Here is a 21432-nt window from a genome sequence, read left to right as displayed (position 1 = left end):
TTTCTTGTCCTATTGCAGCTTCATTTATCGTCATTGCCCCTCTCTGGTGGCAGGGGTTGTAAAAAGACGCTAGTGTAGGCATTGTCGGGCAAGATACAATACTTAATTAAAGTTTATTAGGTGTTTAATTAAGCGGCCTTTGATCTGTGTTTGTAAAAAGTATAGTCGATCAGTTTAATTTTTCTACAGTGTTTTGTCGACTAAGTCGTTAAAATGTCAAAAATGATTATAGCTTGAAATGGTGGGTAAAATGAAGATCAATAAAACAAACTCGATTCTAGTCAGAAGGCAACGACGTATGCGATCAAGCCAGTTTAGTCGCCGTTTAATGCGTGAAACAGTGTTAACAACGGATGATCTGATTTACCCCGTATTTGTGATTGAGGGCGAGAGCCAACGTCAAACAATCGATTCTATGCCGGGTGTTGAGCGACTTAGTATTGATTTGTTGGTGGACGAAGCGCGTGAACTCGTGACACTAGGGGTGCCTGCGATTGCCTTATTTCCTGTGACGCCCGCGAGTGTTAAAACAAGTTCAGCAGAGGAAGCGTGGAACCCGCAAGGTTTGGCGCAAAGAGCAGTTCGGGCGTTAAAGGCTGCATTGCCGGAGCTAGGTGTTATTACCGATGTCGCCTTAGACCCTTTTACAACTCATGGTCAGGATGGGTTGATTGACGATACTGGTTATGTGTTAAACGATGACACGGTGGAGGTGTTGGTAAAACAAGCCTTGTCCCATGCAGAAGCGGGGGCTGATGTGGTGGCACCCTCTGATATGATGGATGGCCGTGTGGGTGCAATCCGCGAAGCACTGGAGGTAGAGGGCTATACGAATACTAAAATTTTGGCCTATTCGGCGAAATATGCATCCAGTTTTTATGGCCCGTTTAGGGATGCAGTGGGTTCAGCGGCTCAGTTAGGAGCAGGCAATAAGTACAGTTATCAAATGGACTGTGCAAATACCGATGAGGCATTGATTGAAGTCGGCTTAGATATTGAAGAAGGTGCTGACATGGTAATGGTCAAGCCAGGCATGCCCTACCTAGATATTGTTCGTCGGGTGGCTGAATCGTTTGACACCCCCGTATTTGCTTATCAGGTGAGTGGGGAGTACGCAATGATAAAGGCAGCGGTACAAAATGCTTGGCTTGAGGAGCGAGCTGTTGTTTTAGAGTCTTTACTGGCATTTAAACGGGCAGGTGCGCAGGGTGTTTTAACTTACTTTGCAAAAGATGTGGCACGCTGGCTAACGGAAGAAAAATAATGACGGATCGCTACGCAGTATTTGGGTTTCCCATTGGGCACAGCTTATCGCCTATTATTCACCGACAGTTTGCTGATCAGACTGGGCAGCAATTAAGCTATGAGGCGCAGGAAGTGAAGCCCGACGTGTTTAATGAAGCGCTTGCTGATTTTTTTAAGGCTGGTGGAAAAGGTGTTAATTGCACCGTACCTTTGAAAGAGCTCGCATATGAAGCAGTAGACCAATTAACACAGCGCGCTAAATTTAGTGGGGCGGTTAATACGATTAAGCGTTTAGACGATGGTTCTTTATTAGGTGATAATACCGATGGTATAGGGCTGTTAACTGACCTTTGCACAAATTTAGGGGTGGCGATAGATGATCAGCGAGTCCTTGTGTTGGGTGCTGGCGGAGCATCTCGTGGAATACTAGGGCCGTTGCTCGAGGCAAAGCCTAGGCAACTTTATTTGGCTAATAGAACTGTCTCAAAAGCAAAAGCAATGGAAGTTTTATTTTCTTCATTGGGCCGAATTCAGTCTTCAAGTTATGAAGACTTAGCAGGAAAGCAATTTGATTTGATCATTAATGCGACATCGGCCAGTTTAAGTGGTTCTTTGCCTGAGATAGCAAATGGCTTATTGTCGCCGAACGGGGTTTGCTATGATTTGGCGTATAGTGAGCAGCCGACAGCATTTGTGTGTTGGGGTATGCAAGAAGGCGCCCGCTTATCAGTGGATGGTCGGGGTATGTTAGTCGAGCAAGCAGCGCATGCGTTTCATCTTTGGCGTGGAGTTATGCCTGAGACTTCAGCCGTCTTAAAGGGGCTAAAGTAAAGCGCATTGAAATGCTGTTGAGCTTGTAAAGTTAAATTGATGAGCTAGCATCATCAGCCCATTGGCATGCTTTTAAATAGTCGTTTGAATAGTTATCACCTATGGGCCAATGAAGTTGCTGCTCATGTTTAATGATTATTTTTAAGACCTCACCCATCTCACCTTTTTGTTCAACTAAGGCGTCTATAATCTCACTTTTCAAGGGTAGGGGTTTAACGGCCTCCTTCATTGTCATGTCTAATAAGGCATCCAATGTAGACAGCAGCCCCATTAGAAAATAGCTGTTTGGGTGTGCTTTGTCGTTCTTTACGGCAATGTTTTCTGCCAATTTAGCACGTACTAAGGCATGCTTTATAAGCTCTAAGGGTTTAGAAGGGATGCTGCGCAAGCTAATTAATGTCGCCCACTTCTTTGTTTCATCAATACCTAAGATAACAATGGCTTGTTTAATTCGTTCAATGGGGTTTTTGAACGAGAAGCTGGCAGAGTTTAAATACTTTAAAAGCATATGGGTAAGATTAGGGTCCTTTTCAATGGTGCTTTCGAGTTCAGACATTGAAATGTCCACCTGGTTAACATGGGCTAGAAGTTGGATGATAGCAAACGTGCTAGCGCTAACAGTACGCCCTTTTATTAACTCTGGTCTTGAAAAGAAATATCCCTGAAATAGCTCGCAGCCTATTTGCTTATAGGCATTGAAGTCGTCGAAGGTCTCTATTTTTTCAGCTAAAAATTGTATAGCACAGGGTTGGAGTTTTTCAATTAAGGCTTTGTTGACCTCGATGGAGGTGAGGGTTAAATCAAACTTAATAATAGAGGCTAATTCGATTAAAGGGTCCCATTTTGGGCTGTACACGAAGTCATCAAGAGCGAAAGTAAACCCCTTTTCTGAAAGCTCTTGAGCTCTTTCGATAAGACTAGCGTCAGGTTGAATGTCTTCTAATAACTCTAAGATAACTTGCTCAGAAGGCAGAGCTTCAATCAGAGGGCTAAATAAATCTTCATACGATATATTGATAAAAACAAAGTGGTTGTTTGCTGCTTTTTGTAACCCTAAGTCTAAGGCAGAAGAAGCGATAACCTCAGCAGTAAGAGAATGTGTTTGTTGCTTTTCATCTTCAATCGGGCGATACAAGAATTCATAGGCGTGAAGTTCTAAGGAGCGGTTTAGTATGGGTTGTCGAGCAAACGAGAAATGACGCATGACAGTAGCCCTTAGGATAATTAATGAATGATACCTTTCAGTTTAGTTGAAGAAACGCATTAGGTTGCCTCGTTAAGGTATTTATTTTTCAATCGAACGTAGTTCTGCGGTGAATAGGTTAAAAACTGGGCTTCTTTTTCATTAATGGGCCGAGCTTTTTTGACTGGAGAGCCAATATATAAATAGCCACTTTCTAATACCTTTCCCGGAGGGACAAGACTCCCAGCACCAATTATCACTTGGTCATTGACGATAGCGCCATCCATCACAATAGCGCCCATTCCAATCAGGCAACGATTACCAATGGTGCAGCCATGCAGTGTCACCTTATGCCCAACGGTTACGTCTTCTCCAATCACAACAGGGTAGCCCCCCGGGTTAAAGTCACTGGCATGGGTAACGTGTATAACGCTACCATCTTGAATATTAGAACGACGACCAATTTTAATACTATGAATGTCGCCACGAACAACGGCTAATGGCCAAATAGACACATCGGCAGCAAGTTCAACGTCGCCAATAACAACGGCGGTATCGTGGATAAAGGTAGAGTCTTCAATTCGCGGTGTTTTAGAGTCAAAAGATTTAACGTGCATGTGCGATTTCCTGTTCTATACTTTAGTGAGTATTTGTTAAAGGGAGAAAGACATGAGTGTATCAGGATTTATGGCATTGGCCGTTATTGTTGTCTTAGTGGGCTATGGAATAGCGTTGTATAACAGCTTAGTGAGCTTGAAACATAGCGTATCAAAAGCGTGGTCAAACATTGATGTGTTGCTTAAGCAGCGACATGATGAGTTACCAAAATTGGTTGAAACGTGTCGGCAATACATGAAACATGAGCAAGACACCTTGGAAAAAGTTATGTTGGCGCGCTCGGGCGTTTCAAATGCCCTAGGCGAGTCAGATGTGGCGGCATTAGGGAAGGCGGAAACACAGATGCGGCAAGGTCTCATGAACCTATTTGCCGTTGCCGAAGCCTACCCTGAACTAAAAGCAAATGAGTCGTTTAAAGAGCTGCAAAATAGAATAAGTCAGCTAGAGAATAACATCGCGGACCGACGTGAATTTTATAATGAAAGCGTGAATTTAAATAATGTCCGTATTGAGCAATTTCCAGATGTATTGATAGCAAAATTCTTTAACTTTAATGATTTTGATTTATTAGAGTTTGAAGCGTCACAAACGGCCGATGTTAATGTTAAAAAATTATTTGAATAATGAATGAGTGGGCAGAGGCCATTGAACGCTTGTCGGCTGATGAGTTTTGGGTATATTTTATTGCTACATGCCTAATTTCCTTGGCCTGCCTATATTTTTATTTTCGTTATTTGTGGCGTTATCGCATTATGCAGGACACGCCGACGGCACTGATCAGGTCGGCATCACAAGGTTATAACGAGTTTGCTGGCATCGCTAGATTATTACCTGGCGAGCCTATTATTGCGCCCTTAACGAAGCAAAGCTGTGTTTGGTATTGGTATAAAGTAGAAGAGAAACAGTCGCATTATGTGCGGGGGCGTAGCCGTACCAGTTGGAGCCTTTTTGAAACTGGTATTAGTGACGGCATGTTTTCTCTGCATGGTAAAACGGGGCGGGCAATTGTTAACCCAGATGATGCTGAAGTAATCCATTCGGTTTCTGATACTTGGTATGGCAGTTCACCTTTTCCAACCGCAGGTCCAAAAGGCTTTAGTTCAAGTGCGTTTGCTCTTGCTAAGCGATACCGTTATAGCGAAAAACGCATTCATGAAGGTGATCAATTGTATGTTCTTGGTGACTTTAAGTCGTTTAAGGAACTGGCGTTGCCAACAAAGGATGAGTCTTTAGCGGCGATATTAAGGCAATGGAAAAGCAACCCGCGGATGCTATTAAACCGTTTTGATGAAGACCGCGATGGGCACATTGATTCAGCGGAGTGGGAAAAGGCTGTTCTTATTGCAAAACACCAGTTGGCAGAGGAGTTAGCCCGTCAGCACCGTGGACCTGTTGAGCATATAATTGAAAGACCAATGAGTAGCCGCAAACCATTTTTAATTTCAACAAAAAATGAGGCAGTGCTTACCGCGAGGTTTCAATATAAATCTTGGGTGTCGCTGTGTTTGTTTTTTGCCATAAGTGGGGTGGCGCTGTGGATGATGAATGTGCGTATGGGCTAGTTTTCTAAAGACCAGTGTCGGTTTTCTTTGGCAGTCAGCTAGGCTTCTTAGTTTAAGTATTCGTTATGCAAAGTGTTGAGGCTTGGAAGCTGCACTGAAGCATGCGAAAATACTTTATTTTTCAACTGTATAAAAATATGACAAACCCTTTATTAGAAGAATTTGAGCTTCCGCACTTTAGTGAAATAACAGCAGCCGATATTGAGCCAGCTATTAATGAGGTGCTAGCAAAAAACAAAAGAGAAATAGCTTCTTTGCTTGAGGGGGGCAAAGAATACAGCTGGGAAAACCTGGTGCACCCGATTGAATTGATGGATGATTATTTAAACCGAGTGTGGTCGCCAGTCAGTCACTTAAACTCGGTGATGAACAATGACGAGTGGCGTGAAGCGTATTCTAATTGTTTACCTAAGCTCAGCGAATACTCAACAGAAATTGGCCAAAATAAAGAGCTCTACCTTGCTTATCTTTCGATTAAAAAAGGGGCTGAGTATAAGGTATTGAGCACGGCACAAAAAAAGATTATTGATAATGCGTTGCGCGACTTTGAGTTGTCGGGGGTGGCTTTGCCGAGTGATAAAAAACAACGTTATATGGATATATCGCAGCAATTGTCGACATTAACGAACCAATTTGAAGAAAATTTAATGGATGCCACCAATGATTGGAGTCAATTGGTGACAGATGAGGCTGATTTGCAAGGCTTGCCCGCATCGGCGATGGATCTACTCCGTCAAACAGCGCAGCAAAAGGACCAAGACGGTTGGATGCTGACGTTAGAGTTCCCGTGCTATATGGCAATTATGACGTATGCAGATAACCGTGAGTTACGCTATGCCATACATCATGCTTTTGTAACAAGGGCATCTGATCGAGGAACTGGCAAAGAAAGCTGGGATAATTCACAGTTGATGAAAGACATCGTGGGCTTGCGACATGAAAAGGCACAATTGTTAGGTTACAAAAGTTATGCTCATTTATCGTTGGCCACCAAAATGGCCGATAAGCCTGAGGATGTACTGACATTTTTAAATCAATTGGCCGATAGCTCTTTGCCAATGGCTAAAAAAGATTATGCGACCTTATGTGACTTCGCTGCTAAGCAAGGACATAAAGGTGCTGTTGAATCGTGGGATGTCGCTTATTATTCAGAAAAGCTACGTCAAGAGAGGTATCAGTTTTCTCAAGAAGAAGTGAAGCCATATTTTCCTGCAAATCGTGTATTAACAGGGATGTTTAAGGTGGTTGAGAAACTGTATGGGCTTAATATTTCAGAAGTAAAAGACGTTAATACCTGGCATAAAGATGTGCAGCTTTTTTCCATTACGGATGAAAAAGGTGTTCACCGAGGTCGGTTCTTTATTGATCTTTTTGCTCGTCCGCATAAGCGAGGAGGGGCTTGGATGGATGAGTGCGTGACCCGTTTTAAAAAGAAAGACGGGGTGCAAACGCCGGTTGCGTATCTAACGTGTAATTTCACCCCACCTATCGGTGAAGACCCATCGTTGCTAACTCATGGCGAAGTAGAAACGCTCTTTCATGAGTTTGGACATGGCTTGCACCATATGCTGACACAAGTTGATTACTTAAGTGTGTCCGGCATACATGGTGTGGAATGGGATGCCGTTGAGTTACCTAGCCAGTTTATGGAAAACTGGTGCTGGCAAGCAGAGGTAATGCCGTTAATTTCTGGTCACTATAAAACGGGTGAGGTACTGCCACAGGAAATATTTGAAAAAATGTTGGCAGCGAAGAACTTTCAGTCGGGTATGCAGATGGTGAGGCAGATTGAATTTTCAATATTTGATTTTCGAATTCATTTGGAATATGACGCAACAAACGATTCGCAAATTTATGATGTGTTGGAACAAGTTAGAGCGGATGTTAGTGTTGTTAAAACACCAGAATTTAATCGTTTTCCGAATAGCTTTTCACATATTTTTGCAGGAGGTTATGCGGCAGGCTATTACAGTTATAAGTGGGCGGAGGTTCTATCTAGCGATGCTTTTTCGTTGTTTGAAGAAAAAGGAATCTTTGATGAGCAAACAGGGCGTTCTTTTTTACACAACATTTTAGAAAAGGGAGGGAGCGATGATGCGCTTGAATTATTTACAGCGTTTAGAGGAAGAAAGCCAACAATAGATGCTCTCTTGAAGCATTCAGGCATTGCAGCATAAGATGTTAAAGCACGTTTTCTTTTTGCTGTTGTTTTTGCCAGCCATGGCGAATGCAGCACATATAACTGATAAATTATTAGCTGGCATGTATGCTGAACCTAATAATAGTGAACAACCTACACAGTTACTCCCAAGTGGCACACCTGTTGAATTAATAGGTGAGGCTAAGGGCTTTGTAAAAGTGCAGTTGGTGGGTGGTGAAACGGGGTGGGTTGAAAAACGGTTTTTATCAGAAGAAAAGCCGGCAAAGGTTAGGCTGCTTTCACTTCAAAGTAAATACAGGCAGCTTCAAGAAAAGCTAGATCGTGCAGAAGCGACATTAACGAAATTAAATCAGCCGACTGAAGAGGTTGTGCCGAATGAGCAAAAGAACGATCAACGTATCACTGAAGAACTACAAGAGGCGTTGGCTAAGGCGGAAAAGACCATTCAACAGCTACAGCAAGAGAATGAGCAACACCCGTTGGTAGCCAATGTGACAAAAACGGTGCCGCCGCCAACAGATAATGAGCCCGTCAGCTTTTCTTTTACAGGACTAAGTCTGTTGTTATTGGTTCTTAGTATGCTTATTGGTGTGTATCTGGGTATAAAATTTCAAGATGCCCGTCAGCTGAAACGGCATGGTGGGTTTAGAATTTAAGCATTTCCAACAACAAAGGCGCTTTGATTAGCGCCTTTGTTGCATTTTGGTGATGTAAGCAGTAGTTCTATTAATCGGCCACTTTAATGTAAAAGCATTGAATATCATCATCGCGTTCATGCCTTAACATTTGATGGTTTGATTTATCAATAAACACGCCAACATCAAGATGAGAGGCAGGGTCGGTTGCTAACATTTTAATAATGTCGCCCGGGCTAGATTTTTGAAGCTGTTGCTTGAGTCTTAATAACGGTAGCGGGCAGTTTAAGCCTTTCGCATCCAGTGTTATATCGTATTTCATATCTTAGTTTTTATATTGGTGTTACTTTATAATCTCATCATAATGAACAGTCTAAAGTAAGTATGGATTATAAGGATTTACGTGATTTTATCTCAAAACTTGAACAGTTAGGTGAGTTAAAGCGAGTCAATCAAGAGGTTGACCCTCATCTTGAGATGACAGAGATATGTGACCGGGTGTTGAAACAGGAAGGACCAGCAATACTATTTGAAAACCCTAAAGGTTATTCGATACCGGTTTTAGCTAATTTATTCGGAACGCCGAAACGGGTTGCTTTAGGGATGGGGCAAGATACTGTTAGTGCATTAAGGGATGTCGGTGAAGTGCTGGCAGCACTTAAAGAACCTGAGCCACCAGAAGGTGTAAAGGATGCTTGGGCAAAATTACCGGTTTATAAGCAAGTACTTAATATGGCGCCAAAGGTGGTTAAAAAACCCGTGTGCCAGCAGGTTGTTATTGAAGGAGAGGCTGTTAATTTGGCTGATTTTCCGATTCAAACATGTTGGCCTGATGATGCGGGGCCACTGATTACGTGGCCATTAGTCATCACTAAGGGGCCATTAGCAAAACGGCAAAACCTAGGTATTTATCGTCAACAGGTGATTGGGCGCAATAAAGTCATTATGCGGTGGTTAGCGCATAGAGGCGGAGCGCTAGATTTTAAAGCATGGCAAGCAGAACACCCAGGGGAGCCCTTTCCAATAGCCGTTGTGTTGGGCGCTGACCCTGCCACCATTTTGGCGGCGGTAACGCCTGTGCCGGATGCGTTATCAGAATATGCATTTGCAGGGTTATTACGTGGTTCTAAAACAGAAATTGCAGATTGCTTAACGCATGATCTACAAGTTCCTTCTAGTGCTGAGATTGTTCTGGAAGGCTATTTATACCCTGATGAAATGGCAGATGAAGGGCCGTTTGGTGACCATACAGGCTACTACAATGAAGTTGAACGTTTTCCTGTTTTTACGATTGAAAAAATAACGCATCGTAAAAACCCTATCTATCATTCAACCTATACGGGCAAGCCACCTGATGAGCCTGCTATTTTGGGTGTTTCGTTGAATGAAGTATTTGTGCCGATTTTAAAAAAACAATTTCCTGAAATTCAAGACTTTTACTTACCACCAGAAGGCTGTTCTTATCGAATGGCGATAGTCAGCATTAAAAAGCAATACCCAGGGCATGCAAAACGAATCATGTTTGGTATTTGGTCATTTTTACGGCAATTTATGTATACCAAGTTTGTTATTGTGACGGATGATGATGTGGATATTCGTGATTGGGAATCAGTTATTTGGGCCATGACCACACGTGTTGATCCATCCAGAGATACGACGTTGATTGAAAACACGCCGATTGATTATTTAGATTTTGCGTCGCCAGTTTCTGGCTTAGGTTCAAAAATGGGTTTGGATGCGACAAACAAATGGCCAGGGGAAACCACGCGAGAATGGGGTAAGCCGATTGAAATGAGCGTACCGGTTAAGCTTAAGATTGACGAACTATGGTCAACCTTAGGGCTAGATTAGCTGGATTGGCTTGTTGATGGAGCCAGGTTTAGTTTGTTTGCGTTTATGCTCAGCTCAAGCCCCGTTTTATAGTGGGCGCTTGCCTCGTTATTAGGGTCACCTAACTGTTCTTGCACTTGGCCTAATAGCAGATAGGCTAAGCTAGACGGTTGCAGTGAAATGCTGTCGTCTAGGTATGATTTAGCTTTGCTCCAATGCTCTTGCTCTATGCAAAGTTGCGCCAGTGCATTAAAAAATTCGCTGCTGGCCCCATGTTTTCGTAACCATTTTTCTAGCTGCTGCTGTTTTTTTTCTGCTGGAATAGTTAATTGCATATACCGAGCCAGTAAGTCAGGGTTTGCTTGTGCATTTAGGCCCTTAATCAATAGCTCTTCAGCGGTGGCATTATCGCCTGTGCGAATCAGTTGAGAAGTGTAAGCGATCAGGTAACGAGGGTTTAGCTTCTGTTTTTTGTCGAGTGCCTTCCAAATCATACTAAGCGTTAATTGGCCAGACTCAAGGTTGTTTGAAAATAACTGTGTTAACACTTTTTCTTCAACCGGCAGCCACTCTTGTGAAGCAATTTTTCGGTTGTTTTTTATGGATGGTAGTAAATGATAAAGAGCTTCCCACTCGTTTAACTGTAGGTGTGTTTTCATTAACAACGTTAAAACAATAGGGTGGTTAGGTGTTGCTGTTCTTAGCTGTTGCAGTGTGGCAAGCGCCTGTTCAAATTGACCAGCGGCGAGTTGTAACTTAGCACGTGTTAGTTGAATGGCATGTATTTGGTCGGGCAACGTCTTGCCTGCCTTAAATAAATATTCATCTCGGCGATTATAAGCGCCTTGAGACTGGGCGGCATGGGCGGCGCTAAGGTAGTTCAATAAAGGGGTGTCACTTTGTTCAGCATGCTTGACTAAGAGTTTTTCAGAGCGCTGCCAATTGCCTTCGGCAGAATTAATCAGGCCTTTATTAATTTCTTTTTGTGAGCGGGTCGTTTTACGTTTTTGGTTCCATCTGCTGATGCTTTTGGGACTACGTTTAAGAGTGAGCAGGGCTCTTAAAGAGAAATAAAAACCAATGAAAATAATCAATGTAACAAACAACAGGACTGCCAGAGACGTCTCAATGGATACGTGCCCATAAGTTAAAAGGGCGTATCCAGGTTCCAGATGTACCTGATAAGCAAGTCCACTAGCGATGACTAGAGCGAGTATGAGAAGAAGTATTAGTTTCATAGTGCTTGCCTCTATTGCTCTGCTTTAGTAGGTTCCGGAGCTGCCGAAGTTGGCATGTTATTGTCTATTGCGAGGGGGGCTGGTTCTTCAGCTGGTGGCTGTGAGCTGAGATCCTTTTTTTCTATGGAAGCAGGGGTAGCAATAGTGATTGAAGGGGCGGTACTGTCTTCGGCTGACATGCTTAATAGGGGCAAATCGCGCAGCATCTTTAACGATAAGGCAATAGAGGGAAGCTCAGCTTTGATGACTGTATTTTCAAGCTTATCAAGTTGCTTAAGGGCCGTTTTTACAGCAGGGTTGTTATTATCAAAGTAATCACCTAGCCAAGTTTTAGCAATGGCGATGTTCGCAGTGTAAAGGGCTTGTTGCTGGTTAATTAAGGCTAGCCTGGCTGATTCAAGCTTTAAGGCTAAATTTTTTCTAATCAGTTCAATGCGCTCTGGTGTCATCAACGCGGCTAAAGGTTTATCGCTGCGCCGAACGACGATTAATTTACTGAAGCTCTCCCAAGCATCGTTAAGGGTGTCTTGAATATTTTCTGGAATAGGGGAGGCATCACCTTTACCAATTTCAGGTGCTTGAGCGGTACCGGCATGAGGCGCTTTAATACCCATGCTAGAAACGGCGTCTTCTAGGGCCAAAAGTTGCGACGAAAGACCTACCGTATCTGGTAAGACGGTACTGTTGAGAAGGTTTATTTCTTTTGCTATTTGTTGACGAATGGCAAATGTTAGGGGGTCGCCATTTTCTTTAAGTCGTTGATCAGCGGTCTGTAGAGCAACAATGGCGGTATCAACGTCTCCGGCTAATTGTAAGCGGGTATTGGCCACACTCACTAAATACTCAGCTTCAGCAATAAGCCATTGACGCCTATTTTTGCCGACTTGTTGTTGTAATAAAGTGATCCTTTCATCTGCCGACTGCTCGAGCTGCTCAACGTGTGAGTTAAGGTCTGATAACTGATTGCTAACTTGACGGGTTTTAGATTGGAGTTCGTTTGAAGCTCCGGACGTGTCGTTTTTAAGTGCGTCGATGCTGCTCGACAGCTGACTAATGTGTTGAGTGAGTTGCTTAAAGGCGAGGTACCCAGCCATGGTGGCCAGAATAACTAAAAAAATGGCCAGCCAAGCAATCGCACTTCTTGATTTTTGTTTGGGCTGATTAGTAGATGATGTCTTTGCCACTACCTTTTCAGGCTGCTTACTGCTTGCCTTAGGGTTAGGTTTGTCTTCAGTGTGCGCTTCCTGTTTTGATGAGTCATTCATGACAGATATCCGTGAGTGATAAAGATTAGGTCATTTCAATACATAGAGCCTAATGGTTGTAAAGTCAGTTATGGTCCTCTTCAGTATAGCGCCGAAACAGCTACGATGCTTAAAAAAATTTGTTAGCGTTTTTTGTCTTGGTTGATGGCAGAGACTAAGCCTTTATCGCTAGCCCCATGACTAATGAGCAGATGTTGGCAGTCAAGACTGCTGGCGTAGCGGGCAAGTCGTTCGCTAAAGACCACGAAAGTACACTGTTGTTTAAGCTCACCAATAGGCCTTGGCGGGATTAGAAATAGGTTGTCTAAGGCCAGTTGACTAGTGATAGTGATGTAGGCGGGTTTCTTGTTGTGGCTTGTCTTGTAATTATTAGGTAATGTGCGTTGGTATACGTCAAGAGTATCAACGGTCATGCCGCGTTTTTGTAATTGTTCAGCCAATAAAGTACGGCCTCCTTTGCCTTTAATGATGAGCCCTTTTTTTTGCTTAAGGTCGCTTGGAAGCTGTGTAAGTAGGCGCTCAGAATTAAAGGGTTTAGCGGCAGTAATGGCAGGTTTTAAACCGAGTTGGTCCAGCGTGTCGGCTGTTTTAGGCCCAATGGCAATCATGCCAGAAGGTGTTTTTTGCCATTGATGATCTATTAGGCGATCGGCCTGTATAACTGCATTTGCACTGATAAAAATCAGGTAATCGTAGTTACTATGCTGGTATAAAGTGTTGCTAATATGCGCTGTATTTTCAACAGCTTGAATCGCTATGGTTGGGTAGCGAATTGGTGTAAAGCCTGCTGCCGTTAACAGGCCACATAGGTGATCTGATTGATGGGCCGGCCGCGTGACTAAGACAGTTTTTTCATTACTCTGCATGATCGTACAGTTTGTCTAGAATCTCCTTAGCACCGGCAGCTAAGAGACGGTTAGCAACGGTAACGCCAATCTTTTCTGCATCCTCAAGGGGGCCTTCTAGTTGTTCAGTGATCATTACACTGCCATCAGGTTCTGCGACCAAACCATGTAGGCGTAAAATATCACCTTTAATTCTTGCGTGCCCCGCGATGGGGGCTTGGCACCCACCTTCCAGTGTGAAATTCATGGCGCGTTCGGCCTGCACACGAATAGCTGTAGGCTTGTCATGTAAGCATTCAATGAGCGCTAGTGTTGCCGTGTCGCCCTGCCTACATTCTATGCCGATAGCGCCTTGGCCAATAGCCGCCAACAATGTGTTAACCGGAAGGGCCATTTTTATTCTGTTCTCAAAACCAAGGCGAATCAGACCCGCTGCAGCAAGAATAATGGCATCATAATCGCCGTTATCTAGCTTTTGCAGGCGACTATTTACGTTTCCTCGAAGTGATTTGATGTGTAAGTCAGGGCGCATTTTAAGTAGCTGGCTCTGACGCCTAAGACTTGAGGTGCCAACAACAGCGCCTAGGGGTAAATCGTTAATGCTTGAGTAGGCGTTGGAAACAAAGGCATCCCGAGGGTCTTCACGTGACAAAATAGCGCCAATTTCAAAGCCCTCTGGTACTTGAGCGGGTACATCTTTCATCGAGTGAACGGCGAGGTCTGCATCACCATTTAGCATTCCCTGCTCAAGCTCTTTAATAAAAAGGCCTTTACCACCAATTTTTGCTAAGGGGGCGTCAAGAATTTTGTCACCTTGGGTGACCATTTTAACCAACTCAATTTCAAGTGAAGGGTGTGATGCTTTTAGCAATTTAGCGACGTGTTCAGCTTGCCAAAGGGCTAATGGGCTTTTGCGAGTTGCGATTTTAATCAGAGACATGACGGTAACAAAGGGTTGTGAGATAGACGGATTATATCAGCCGGTGACGACATGTTTAAGGAGACTCAGTCTTTCTGTCGCAGAAAACGGTTTAATTCGGCTTTGTGTCGTCGACTGATGCTCAAGGTGTCTTTATAGCCTTTAAGCTGCAGCTCGAATTGGCCCGAGGCAGATTTTGTAATAGCGTGTATGGCAGTTGTATTAACCAAGGCATTACGATGAATGCGAAAGAATTGTGTGCCGAATTCTTCCTCCAGTAATTTCAGCGAGTCTTCGATTAATATCGACTCTGTTGCAGTCGCCGCGAGAACGTATTTATGGTCAGCTTTGAAGAATAAGATATCGTTGACGTTCAGGACTTTAAGGCCATGATGTGTATGAGCGCAAAGGTGTTGGCGTGGTCGTGATAATAATGGCGCGGCTTGTTTGATATCGATGGGCTGCGCCATGTATTGCGCTGCTTTATCAATGGCTTGATCTAATCGAGCTTGTTTAACCGGCTTAAGCAAATAATCAATGGCATTTTTATCAAAAGCCTCAATAGCGTATTCGTCGTAGGCGGTGACAAAGACTACCCGTGTTTTTAATTGAGCGTTTGCTATTTCAGTAGCGGTTTGCAAACCATCCATTTTTGGCATGCGAATATCCAGTAAAGCCAGCTCAGGTTGAATATCAATGCATTGCTTTAATGCGTCAACCCCATTACTGGCATCGGCATAGACAGTGTGGTGGCTGCTAATTGCATCGACTAGTCTTTTTAAACGTTGCCTTGCCAGTGGTTCATCATCTGCAATTAAGATTTTCATAAGAGGGACTTTTGGTATGGAAATTTAAGTTGGGTCTGGAATTCTAAATCGCTTGAGCTGACCAGTAACTGGCTTTGCCCTGGGAAGCATTGCTCCATTCGAAGGCGGATATTATGCAAGGCCATCTTGTTTCCGCCTCGCTCCTTTGATGCGTGTTCATTGCCAATAGGGTTTTTGACGAGTAAACGAATAATACTTTTTTCCATACTGCCAGAAATATTCAGCTCGCCGCCGTCACCGACCGTTTCAATACCATGGTAAACGGCATTTTCAATGATAGGTTGAATGCTTAACGGCGGGATGAGGGCATCGCTTGGGATGTTTGAAATATCTAACCGTATGGTTAACCGATCACCTAAACGGGTTTGCTCGATATTTAAATATTGTTGAATGAAAGCAAGTTCTTGGCTAAAAGGAATCAGTCGTTTAGAGGTTTGCATATTAGCTCGAAATAATTCAGCTAAGTCTTCTGTCAGCGACTCAGCCAAGGGTGGGTCTATTCGCGTTAGGCTGGCAATGGTATTTAGGCTATTAAATAAAAAATGTGGTCGAATACGGGCCTGTAATGCATCAAGTTGTGCATCGGCTTCTGCCTTTATTTGTCTGCGCCATTGAAATTGAATGTATAGAAAGCGTAATAAAATAAGGCTAAAGATAATACTGATACCCGTATTTCTTAAATAGATACTAAGGTAGCTATTTGGGGAACTTGTAAATAGGTCTAGCTGGGGTAATAAAAAAGAGATGACCCAGGTAATGAACAAGGTTGTAAGGTTGATGGTTAAAAACATCAGAAGACATATCTGGGTTGAAGAACAACGGTTTATTTTTTCTTTAAAAGCGCAAAAAAAAGCAGCGCATGTAAAGGCAACCCATAAAATAAACAAGGCATTTAAACTAAGCGCTACCCAAAAGTCACCACTTATAAAGCTGGTATTTAAGGCAAGAATAATGGCCAGTAATTGAGAAATAAGCGTGAGATACAGGACATTCTTAGCAAGACACATGTCCGGCAAAAAATAAGCTTGTTGTGTGAGAGAACTTTTGTCCATGCTGGAAGTGCTAGCCTATGTTCTATTCGTTCTAAAGTAAGCGATTCTTAAGTGATATACTAGGTGAAAATTCACTTTTGTAGCTAAAGACATGTCACTAGATAAACAAAATAAATTGTGGGGCGGCCGCTTCACTGAAAGCACCGACGCCTTTGTTCAGGCATTTACAGCCTCCGTTGATTTTGATCAACGTCTAGCACCGTATGATATTCAAGGCTCAGTCGCTCACGCCAAAATGTTGACCAAGGTGGGGATTCTAACTGAGCAAGAATGTCAGCAGATAGAGGAAGGCTTAGCGGATATCTTAAGCTGTATTCAAGCGGGTGAGTTTGAATGGTCTGTTGCATTGGAAGATGTGCACATGAACATTGAGGCGGCGTTAACCGAACGTATCGGCATGGCAGGTAAAAAGCTGCATACAGGGCGTTCACGTAATGATCAGGTGGCGACAGATATTCGTTTGTTTTTGCGTGACCAGCTAGGGATGATTCAATCGGAGTTGAAGCGTTTACAACAAGGTCTGGTTAGTTTGGCCGAACAGCATACTGATACGATTATGCCTGGCTTTACACACCTACAAGTGGCGCAACCGGTCACCTTTGGGCATCACTTAATGGCGTGGTTTGAAATGCTAAAGCGTGATGCCGAACGGTTTGCAGATTGTGCAAAACGGGTTAATGTTATGCCGCTGGGATCAGCCGCGTTAGCCGGAACGAGTTACCCGATTGACCGCTTTATGACGGCAGAATTGTTGGGTTTTTCTCGCCCGTCAGCCAATTCTTTAGACGGTGTTAGTGACCGTGATTTTGCAATAGAATTTTGTGCGGCCTCTGCCTTGTTGATGACGCACTTATCTCGCTTTTCAGAAGAAATTGTTTTATGGACGAGCGCGCAATTTAATTTTGTTGATTTGCCAGACGCGTTTTGTACCGGTTCATCGATCATGCCGCAAAAGAAAAACCCCGATGTGCCTGAATTGGTGCGCGGTAAAACAGGGCGCGTAAACGGTCACTTGGTGTCGTTGTTAACGCTGATGAAGTCCCAACCCTTAGCCTACAACAAAGATAACCAAGAAGATAAAGAGCCGTTGTTTGATACCGTCGATACGGTTTTAGGGTCTTTGCGTGCGTTTGCCGATATGGTGCCGAATATTAAGCCAGTAAAAGCATCGATGCTGAAGGCCGCTAAACAAGGCTTTTCCACAGCAACAGATTTGGCAGATTACTTGGTAGGTAAAGGCATTGCATTTAGAGATGCACACGAAATTGTAGGGTTGGCAGTGCGCTTAGGAACTGAAACGGGCCGTGATTTATCGGAGTTGTCGCTTGACGAGTTGCAGGGCTTTTCACAAGACATCGGCGATGATGTCTTTCAGGTGCTGACCCTAGAGGGCTCTGTGTGTGCGCGAAACCATTTGGGTGGAACAGCGCCAAATCAAGTACGCCAAGCAATAATGGATGCAAAGACGTTGTTAGCAGAATGAAGAAAAGCTAAGAAAAAACAGTATTTTTGAAAAAATCAGCAATACTTAGGGTACGACTAATAACAGTAACTTTTAGCTAAAAGATGTTTGATTCATTGTCAGGAGGGTGGGGACAGCAAGCACTAGACGTTGCAGATTTTGGTGTGTTGGTAATGAATGAGCAAGGCGTTCAATGGCTTAACCCTTACCTGTTATCTTTGCTTCAACAAGAAGAAATACAAGATAGTACGACGTTCAAAAGTAGTGAGTTGACTTCTTTGTTACTGAGCGCCGGTAACCCCTTTCCTGTGCCGCCGCAGCAAACTCAGCAACGGTGGCTCAGGCGCGAACATATCAAGACGCCTGAGTACGATATCTACTTTTTTCATGATTGTACGGACTTAGTCATTATTGGTAATGAGTGCAGACGACTACAGGATGATTTGTCTGGCTTAAACTTAAAAGACCCAACAACTGGGATGATGAGTAATGATGTGATTGTTGAAATGCTGGATGGGCATATTAGTCGTAGTCGTCGTTACGATAACCCGTTATCGTTGTTAAGAATCAGTTATTTTTTTTCAGATCAAATGGATAGCCAACTATTCTCGCGTTGCGTCAAACGCATTGCTTATTTTCTTAAAGACCAGCTGCGCTGGGCCGATCAAATTGGCATGCTGGATCCTCATACCTTTCTGGTGATACTGCCCGAGACCAATTATCAATCTGCTGCTTCATTGTTAAAAAAATTTAATGAAGAGCCGCATTTGTCCTTGTTTGCCAAAGGTGATGGCCGCCCAGTTTCTTTTTCGGTTGGGCTAACCGAATGGTCAAAAGGGGATACGACTCAGGCAATGTTACAAGCACTACGAGATGATATCGACCTGACGGCAGTCATGTAGCGGATGGTTGGTTCAGTAAAAAAACCTGTTCAGGGGCGTCATTTAAAATGCATCAGCCTTGTTGGCCCGAATGGTGATATTAGTAAGAAAGATTTAAAAGTAGTCAAGCAGCGATTTTTAAACCTTCATAAGTTAAAAATGCAACGGGCTATAGATGCTGTTACCCCTCGGCAGAAAATATTCTTAGAATTATTACCGTTGTTATTTCACGTTAATCACCCTGTGTTGCCCGGTTATGTGTCCAGCGAAACGCCTGCCGGTATTGCTGATTATTCGCCAGATAAGCTTTCCATTGATAAAGCTAAAAAGTTGGGTAAAGGCTTTGTTTATAGCAAACGAGCCAAACGTGCTTTCGGCATTGAGTCCATTTTTTTGATGGGGAGTGTTGGCAGTATTGCATATGTTAAAGACAGTGATATGGATTTATGGCTGTGCTATGCGCCAACTTTATCAACGAGCGCCTTGGCGCTGTTGCAAGAAAAAGCCAGTAGTATTGAAAAGTGGGCAACAACGCTAGGCCTTGAAGTGCATTTCTTTTTGATGAATGCGGAAAAATTTAAACAAGGTGAAGCAACGCCCTTGTCCTCAGAAAGCAGTGGCAGTACGCAGCATCATTTATTATTAGAAGAGTTTTACCGTACCGCCTTGTATGTTGCTGGTCGTTACCCAGTGTGGTGGCTGGTACCACCAACAGAAGAAAACAACTATCAAGTGTTTGTTGATAATTTATTAAAGCAGCGCTTTATTGATCAGCATGATGTCATTGATTTTGGAGGGCTTGAAAAGGTTCCTGCCGAAGAGTTTTTAGGGGCCTCATTTTGGCACTTATACAAGGCGATCGACTCGCCTTATAAGTCGCTATTAAAGCTGATGTTAATGGAATCGTATGTTGACCAGTACCCCAGTTCTCATTGGGCTGCATTATTAATGAAGGAACGAGTGTATGCAGGTGAGTCAGATGCTAATAAACTCGATGCTTACCTTATTTTGTATGATGTGCTTGAAGCGTACTTCATTGGAAGGGACGAGCCTGAGCGTTTGAACTTAATGCGGTATTGTTTTTTCAGCAAGCTTAATGAGCATGCGCGTATAGCGGTTACGCCCGATTGGCGACAACGTGTTTTTAGTGACATGCTGGCTAAATGCCAGCCGTTGCCTGATTACATTAAACATTCGTTGGACAATAAGGGCTGGAATATTTCCCAAGCACAACAAGAAAAACAGCGTTTAACTCATGAGCTGACATACAGTTATCGCTTGTTGGTGAAGTTTGCAAAACAGAGAGTCGAAAAATCAAGGCGTGATAATGAAGAGTTCCTGCTATTAGGAAGAAAGCTTAACGCGACGTTTGAAAAACGTCCTAGTAAATTAGAGCGCTCTACGATCAAACACACCTTGTTACAGCCTGAAACTAAAGTTGTATTAACGCAGGTAGTGAAAAATACGCAAACAAGCTGGCTATTAAATAGGCTGGGAGAGGGGCGCGATGAGCAATTTATACGACAGGCCCCTAGCTTAATTGGCTTGTTAGCGTGGAGTGTTGATAATGGCGTAGTCGGTAGCAGAACAAAGGTTGCCTTAAACCCGGGGGCAAGCCAGATAAGTTCACGCGAAGTCGCGCAGACACTGCATTCGATCCAGTCGTTTTTTGATGCGCTGCCAAAAAAACCGGTTCACTTGAAGGCGTATTGTCATGAGTCAGTGGTGACAGATGTCCTGTTAGTGATTAATTCAGGTTTAGATTCAATGAGTAGTTTCACTGAAAAAGGGGTGAACCTAACCAGTGAGCGGTCAGATGCCTTAAGTTTTGGCTCTCAGCGGCGGAACTTGGTGTATACGGTAGACATGCTGCTACGCAATTCGTGGAACGAAGTTATTATTGGTAAATACGAGTCAGCAACCGGTCTAATGAATTGTTTTTGTGATATTTTTGACCATAAAGCACTCGGTCCTGCACAAGTGCTTCCACGTTTGGTCAGTGCTAGTTATAACTCGCCCAGAGCGATGAGTGTCGCTAAGCGAATACAAGCGTTGTTTAAAGAAGTGGCGATTGTTTTTAGACAATATGCGCATGGTGTGTCACCACGTTTTGTTATTCAGCTGGCTCGCTCGTTCTATATTATGCAGGTTAACGATGGCAAAATGACAGCCACCGGCGTAGCGGAAAATCATTTGTTTGAAGAGCTAGCAAGGCCTCAGCCAGTTTTTAGTCCAGTATATTTTGATAATAAAATTGACCCAAAAGGCTTACTGCCTGTTATTTATAGACATCATAAGGCAGGTCATACAAACCTTTATTACAGTCAACTCGGTGATAATAAGGCGCAAGTTTATATTTTAGATGAGAACGGTTCGATGTTTTTTGACGAGCAGACATTTGTGTACGAAACGTCATTATTGCAATCGTATCGGGTATTAATTGATAGTGTTTTTCATCGCCGAGGACTGGGTGCTGAGCAATTAAGTAGTACCGCTTTTGATGCGGAAATAATGTGTTATAAACTGGAGAAAATTGGCCAACATTGGGGGCATAAGCACGTGTTCGTGTCCGATAAGGTAGGACCGGATATGATAAATGTTCGGGTGGTTTATGATGAACAGACCAAAGGGACATATATTTATTGCAACGATCAGGTGTTCTCAAGCCTTGAGCAGGGTGATCAACTGTATAGCAGTGTATCGCGGTTTATCGTGCAGGCACGAAAATCTGCAGAAAAGTACCCAATATATATTACTGATATCGATGTTCCGTATTATGAACTCGGGGCAAGCAGTGATGATGCGCTGCAAATGGTTCATTATCTAAATTACAAGCAACGCATAGAGAAAAAGCTAAACGTTTAAGGCTTTAAGGTAT

The 21432-nt window shown here is 43.3% G+C and carries 19 protein-coding genes; 10 read left to right on the top strand and 9 right to left on the bottom strand.

The genetic code is table 11. From position 1 onward, the window contains the following. Positions 1-250 precede the first annotated feature (250 nt). Both hemB and aroE read left to right on the top strand, forming a co-directional pair. Positions 251-1264, top strand: coding sequence for a porphobilinogen synthase (gene hemB / locus Q91_RS10590; RefSeq protein WP_016390856.1), 1014 nt, complete (start codon positions 251-253; stop codon positions 1262-1264). Then, the gene (gene aroE / locus Q91_RS10585) at positions 1264-2076 is read left to right on the top strand and encodes a shikimate dehydrogenase (RefSeq protein ID WP_015006897.1); all 813 of its coding nucleotides are present in this window, start codon (positions 1264-1266) and stop codon (positions 2074-2076) included. Before hemB ends, aroE begins: the two co-directional genes overlap by 1 nt. A 31-nt stretch (positions 2077-2107) precedes the next feature. Here aroE and Q91_RS10580 read toward each other — a convergent pair whose 3' ends face one another. Further along, entirely contained in the window at positions 2108-3280 is a 1173-nt protein-coding gene (locus tag Q91_RS10580; protein WP_015006896.1) for an EAL and HDOD domain-containing protein, read from the bottom strand. A 59-nt stretch (positions 3281-3339) separates the two neighbouring features. Then, positions 3340-3876: a gamma carbonic anhydrase family protein gene (locus Q91_RS10575; RefSeq protein ID WP_015006895.1), complete on the bottom strand. Its 537-nt coding sequence runs from the start codon at positions 3874-3876 to the stop codon at positions 3340-3342. A 52-nt stretch (positions 3877-3928) separates the two neighbouring features. On the opposite strand from Q91_RS10575, the gene Q91_RS10570 reads away from it, so the two are divergent. The 4 genes from Q91_RS10570 to Q91_RS10555 all read left to right on the top strand — a co-directional run bounded on the left by Q91_RS10570 (position 3929) and on the right by Q91_RS10555 (position 8256). Beyond that, positions 3929-4501 carry a LemA family protein gene (locus Q91_RS10570; RefSeq protein WP_015006894.1) on the top strand — a complete coding sequence of 191 codons (573 nt, stop codon included), beginning with the start codon at positions 3929-3931 and terminating at the stop codon, positions 4499-4501. Continuing rightward, a complete protein-coding gene (locus Q91_RS10565) occupies positions 4501-5439 on the top strand; it encodes a hypothetical protein (protein WP_015006893.1) in 939 nt (312 codons plus the stop codon). The genes Q91_RS10570 and Q91_RS10565 overlap by 1 nt, the downstream gene beginning before the upstream one ends. 101 nt (positions 5440-5540) lie before the next feature. Continuing rightward, positions 5541-7616: an oligopeptidase A gene (gene prlC, locus Q91_RS10560; RefSeq protein ID WP_015006892.1), complete on the top strand. Its 2076-nt coding sequence runs from the start codon at positions 5541-5543 to the stop codon at positions 7614-7616. Position 7617: 1 nt separating this feature from the next. Further along, a complete protein-coding gene (locus tag Q91_RS10555; RefSeq protein WP_015006891.1) occupies positions 7618-8256 on the top strand; it encodes a TIGR04211 family SH3 domain-containing protein in 639 nt (212 codons plus the stop codon). Positions 8257-8326: 70 nt separating this feature from the next. Here the strand turns inward: Q91_RS10555 and Q91_RS10550 are convergent, their stop codons facing one another. Next, positions 8327-8557 carry a sulfurtransferase TusA family protein gene (locus Q91_RS10550; protein ID WP_015006890.1) on the bottom strand — a complete coding sequence of 77 codons (231 nt, stop codon included), beginning with the start codon at positions 8555-8557 and terminating at the stop codon, positions 8327-8329. Positions 8558-8619: 62 nt separating this feature from the next. On the opposite strand from Q91_RS10550, the gene ubiD reads away from it, so the two are divergent. Then, on the top strand, positions 8620-10086 hold the full coding sequence (ubiD, locus tag Q91_RS10545) for a 4-hydroxy-3-polyprenylbenzoate decarboxylase (RefSeq protein WP_015006889.1): 1467 nt from the start codon (positions 8620-8622) through the stop codon (positions 10084-10086). Here ubiD and Q91_RS10540 read toward each other — a convergent pair. From Q91_RS10540 to Q91_RS10515, 6 genes are all read right to left on the bottom strand, one after another. Next, the gene (locus Q91_RS10540; RefSeq protein ID WP_083857001.1) at positions 10083-11303 is read right to left on the bottom strand and encodes a heme biosynthesis HemY N-terminal domain-containing protein; all 1221 of its coding nucleotides are present in this window, start codon (positions 11301-11303) and stop codon (positions 10083-10085) included. The genes ubiD and Q91_RS10540 overlap by 4 nt on opposite strands. An 11-nt stretch (positions 11304-11314) precedes the next feature. Beyond that, positions 11315-12568: a uroporphyrinogen-III C-methyltransferase gene (locus Q91_RS10535; RefSeq protein WP_015006887.1), complete on the bottom strand. Its 1254-nt coding sequence runs from the start codon at positions 12566-12568 to the stop codon at positions 11315-11317. Between the two features lie 122 nt (positions 12569-12690). Further along, positions 12691-13434, bottom strand: a complete 744-nt coding sequence (locus tag Q91_RS10530; RefSeq protein ID WP_015006886.1) for a uroporphyrinogen-III synthase — start codon at positions 13432-13434, stop codon at positions 12691-12693. Then, on the bottom strand, positions 13424-14353 hold the full coding sequence (gene hemC / locus Q91_RS10525; RefSeq protein WP_015006885.1) for a hydroxymethylbilane synthase: 930 nt from the start codon (positions 14351-14353) through the stop codon (positions 13424-13426). Before hemC ends, Q91_RS10530 begins: the two co-directional genes overlap by 11 nt. A 65-nt stretch (positions 14354-14418) precedes the next feature. Then, complete coding sequence (locus tag Q91_RS10520) at positions 14419-15159, bottom strand: LytTR family DNA-binding domain-containing protein (protein ID WP_015006884.1); 741 nt, start codon at positions 15157-15159, stop codon at positions 14419-14421. Then, positions 15156-16211, bottom strand: a complete 1056-nt coding sequence (locus tag Q91_RS10515; RefSeq protein WP_015006883.1) for a sensor histidine kinase — start codon at positions 16209-16211, stop codon at positions 15156-15158. The genes Q91_RS10520 and Q91_RS10515 overlap by 4 nt, the downstream gene beginning before the upstream one ends. Positions 16212-16302: 91 nt before the next feature. Between Q91_RS10515 and argH the strand changes: the two genes are divergently transcribed. The 3 genes from argH (at position 16303) to Q91_RS10500 (ending at position 21419) form a co-directional block, all read left to right on the top strand. After that, positions 16303-17694 (top strand): argininosuccinate lyase, encoded by a 1392-nt coding sequence (gene argH / locus Q91_RS10510; RefSeq protein ID WP_015006882.1) that lies wholly within the window; start codon positions 16303-16305, stop codon positions 17692-17694. A gap of 83 nt (positions 17695-17777) precedes the next feature. Next, positions 17778-18575, top strand: coding sequence for a GGDEF domain-containing protein (locus tag Q91_RS10505; RefSeq protein WP_015006881.1), 798 nt, complete (start codon positions 17778-17780; stop codon positions 18573-18575). A 3-nt stretch (positions 18576-18578) separates the two neighbouring features. Next, entirely contained in the window at positions 18579-21419 is a 2841-nt protein-coding gene (locus tag Q91_RS10500) for a class I adenylate cyclase (protein ID WP_015006880.1), read from the top strand. Positions 21420-21432: the final 13 nt, after the last annotated feature.

It is taken from the genome of Cycloclasticus sp. P1, from assembly GCF_000299965.1.
GTDB classification, from domain to species: Bacteria; Pseudomonadota; Gammaproteobacteria; order Methylococcales; family Cycloclasticaceae; genus Cycloclasticus; species Cycloclasticus pugetii.
Note: the sequence above shows the minus strand (reverse complement) of the source record. Positions and strands in the feature narration are given on the sequence as shown.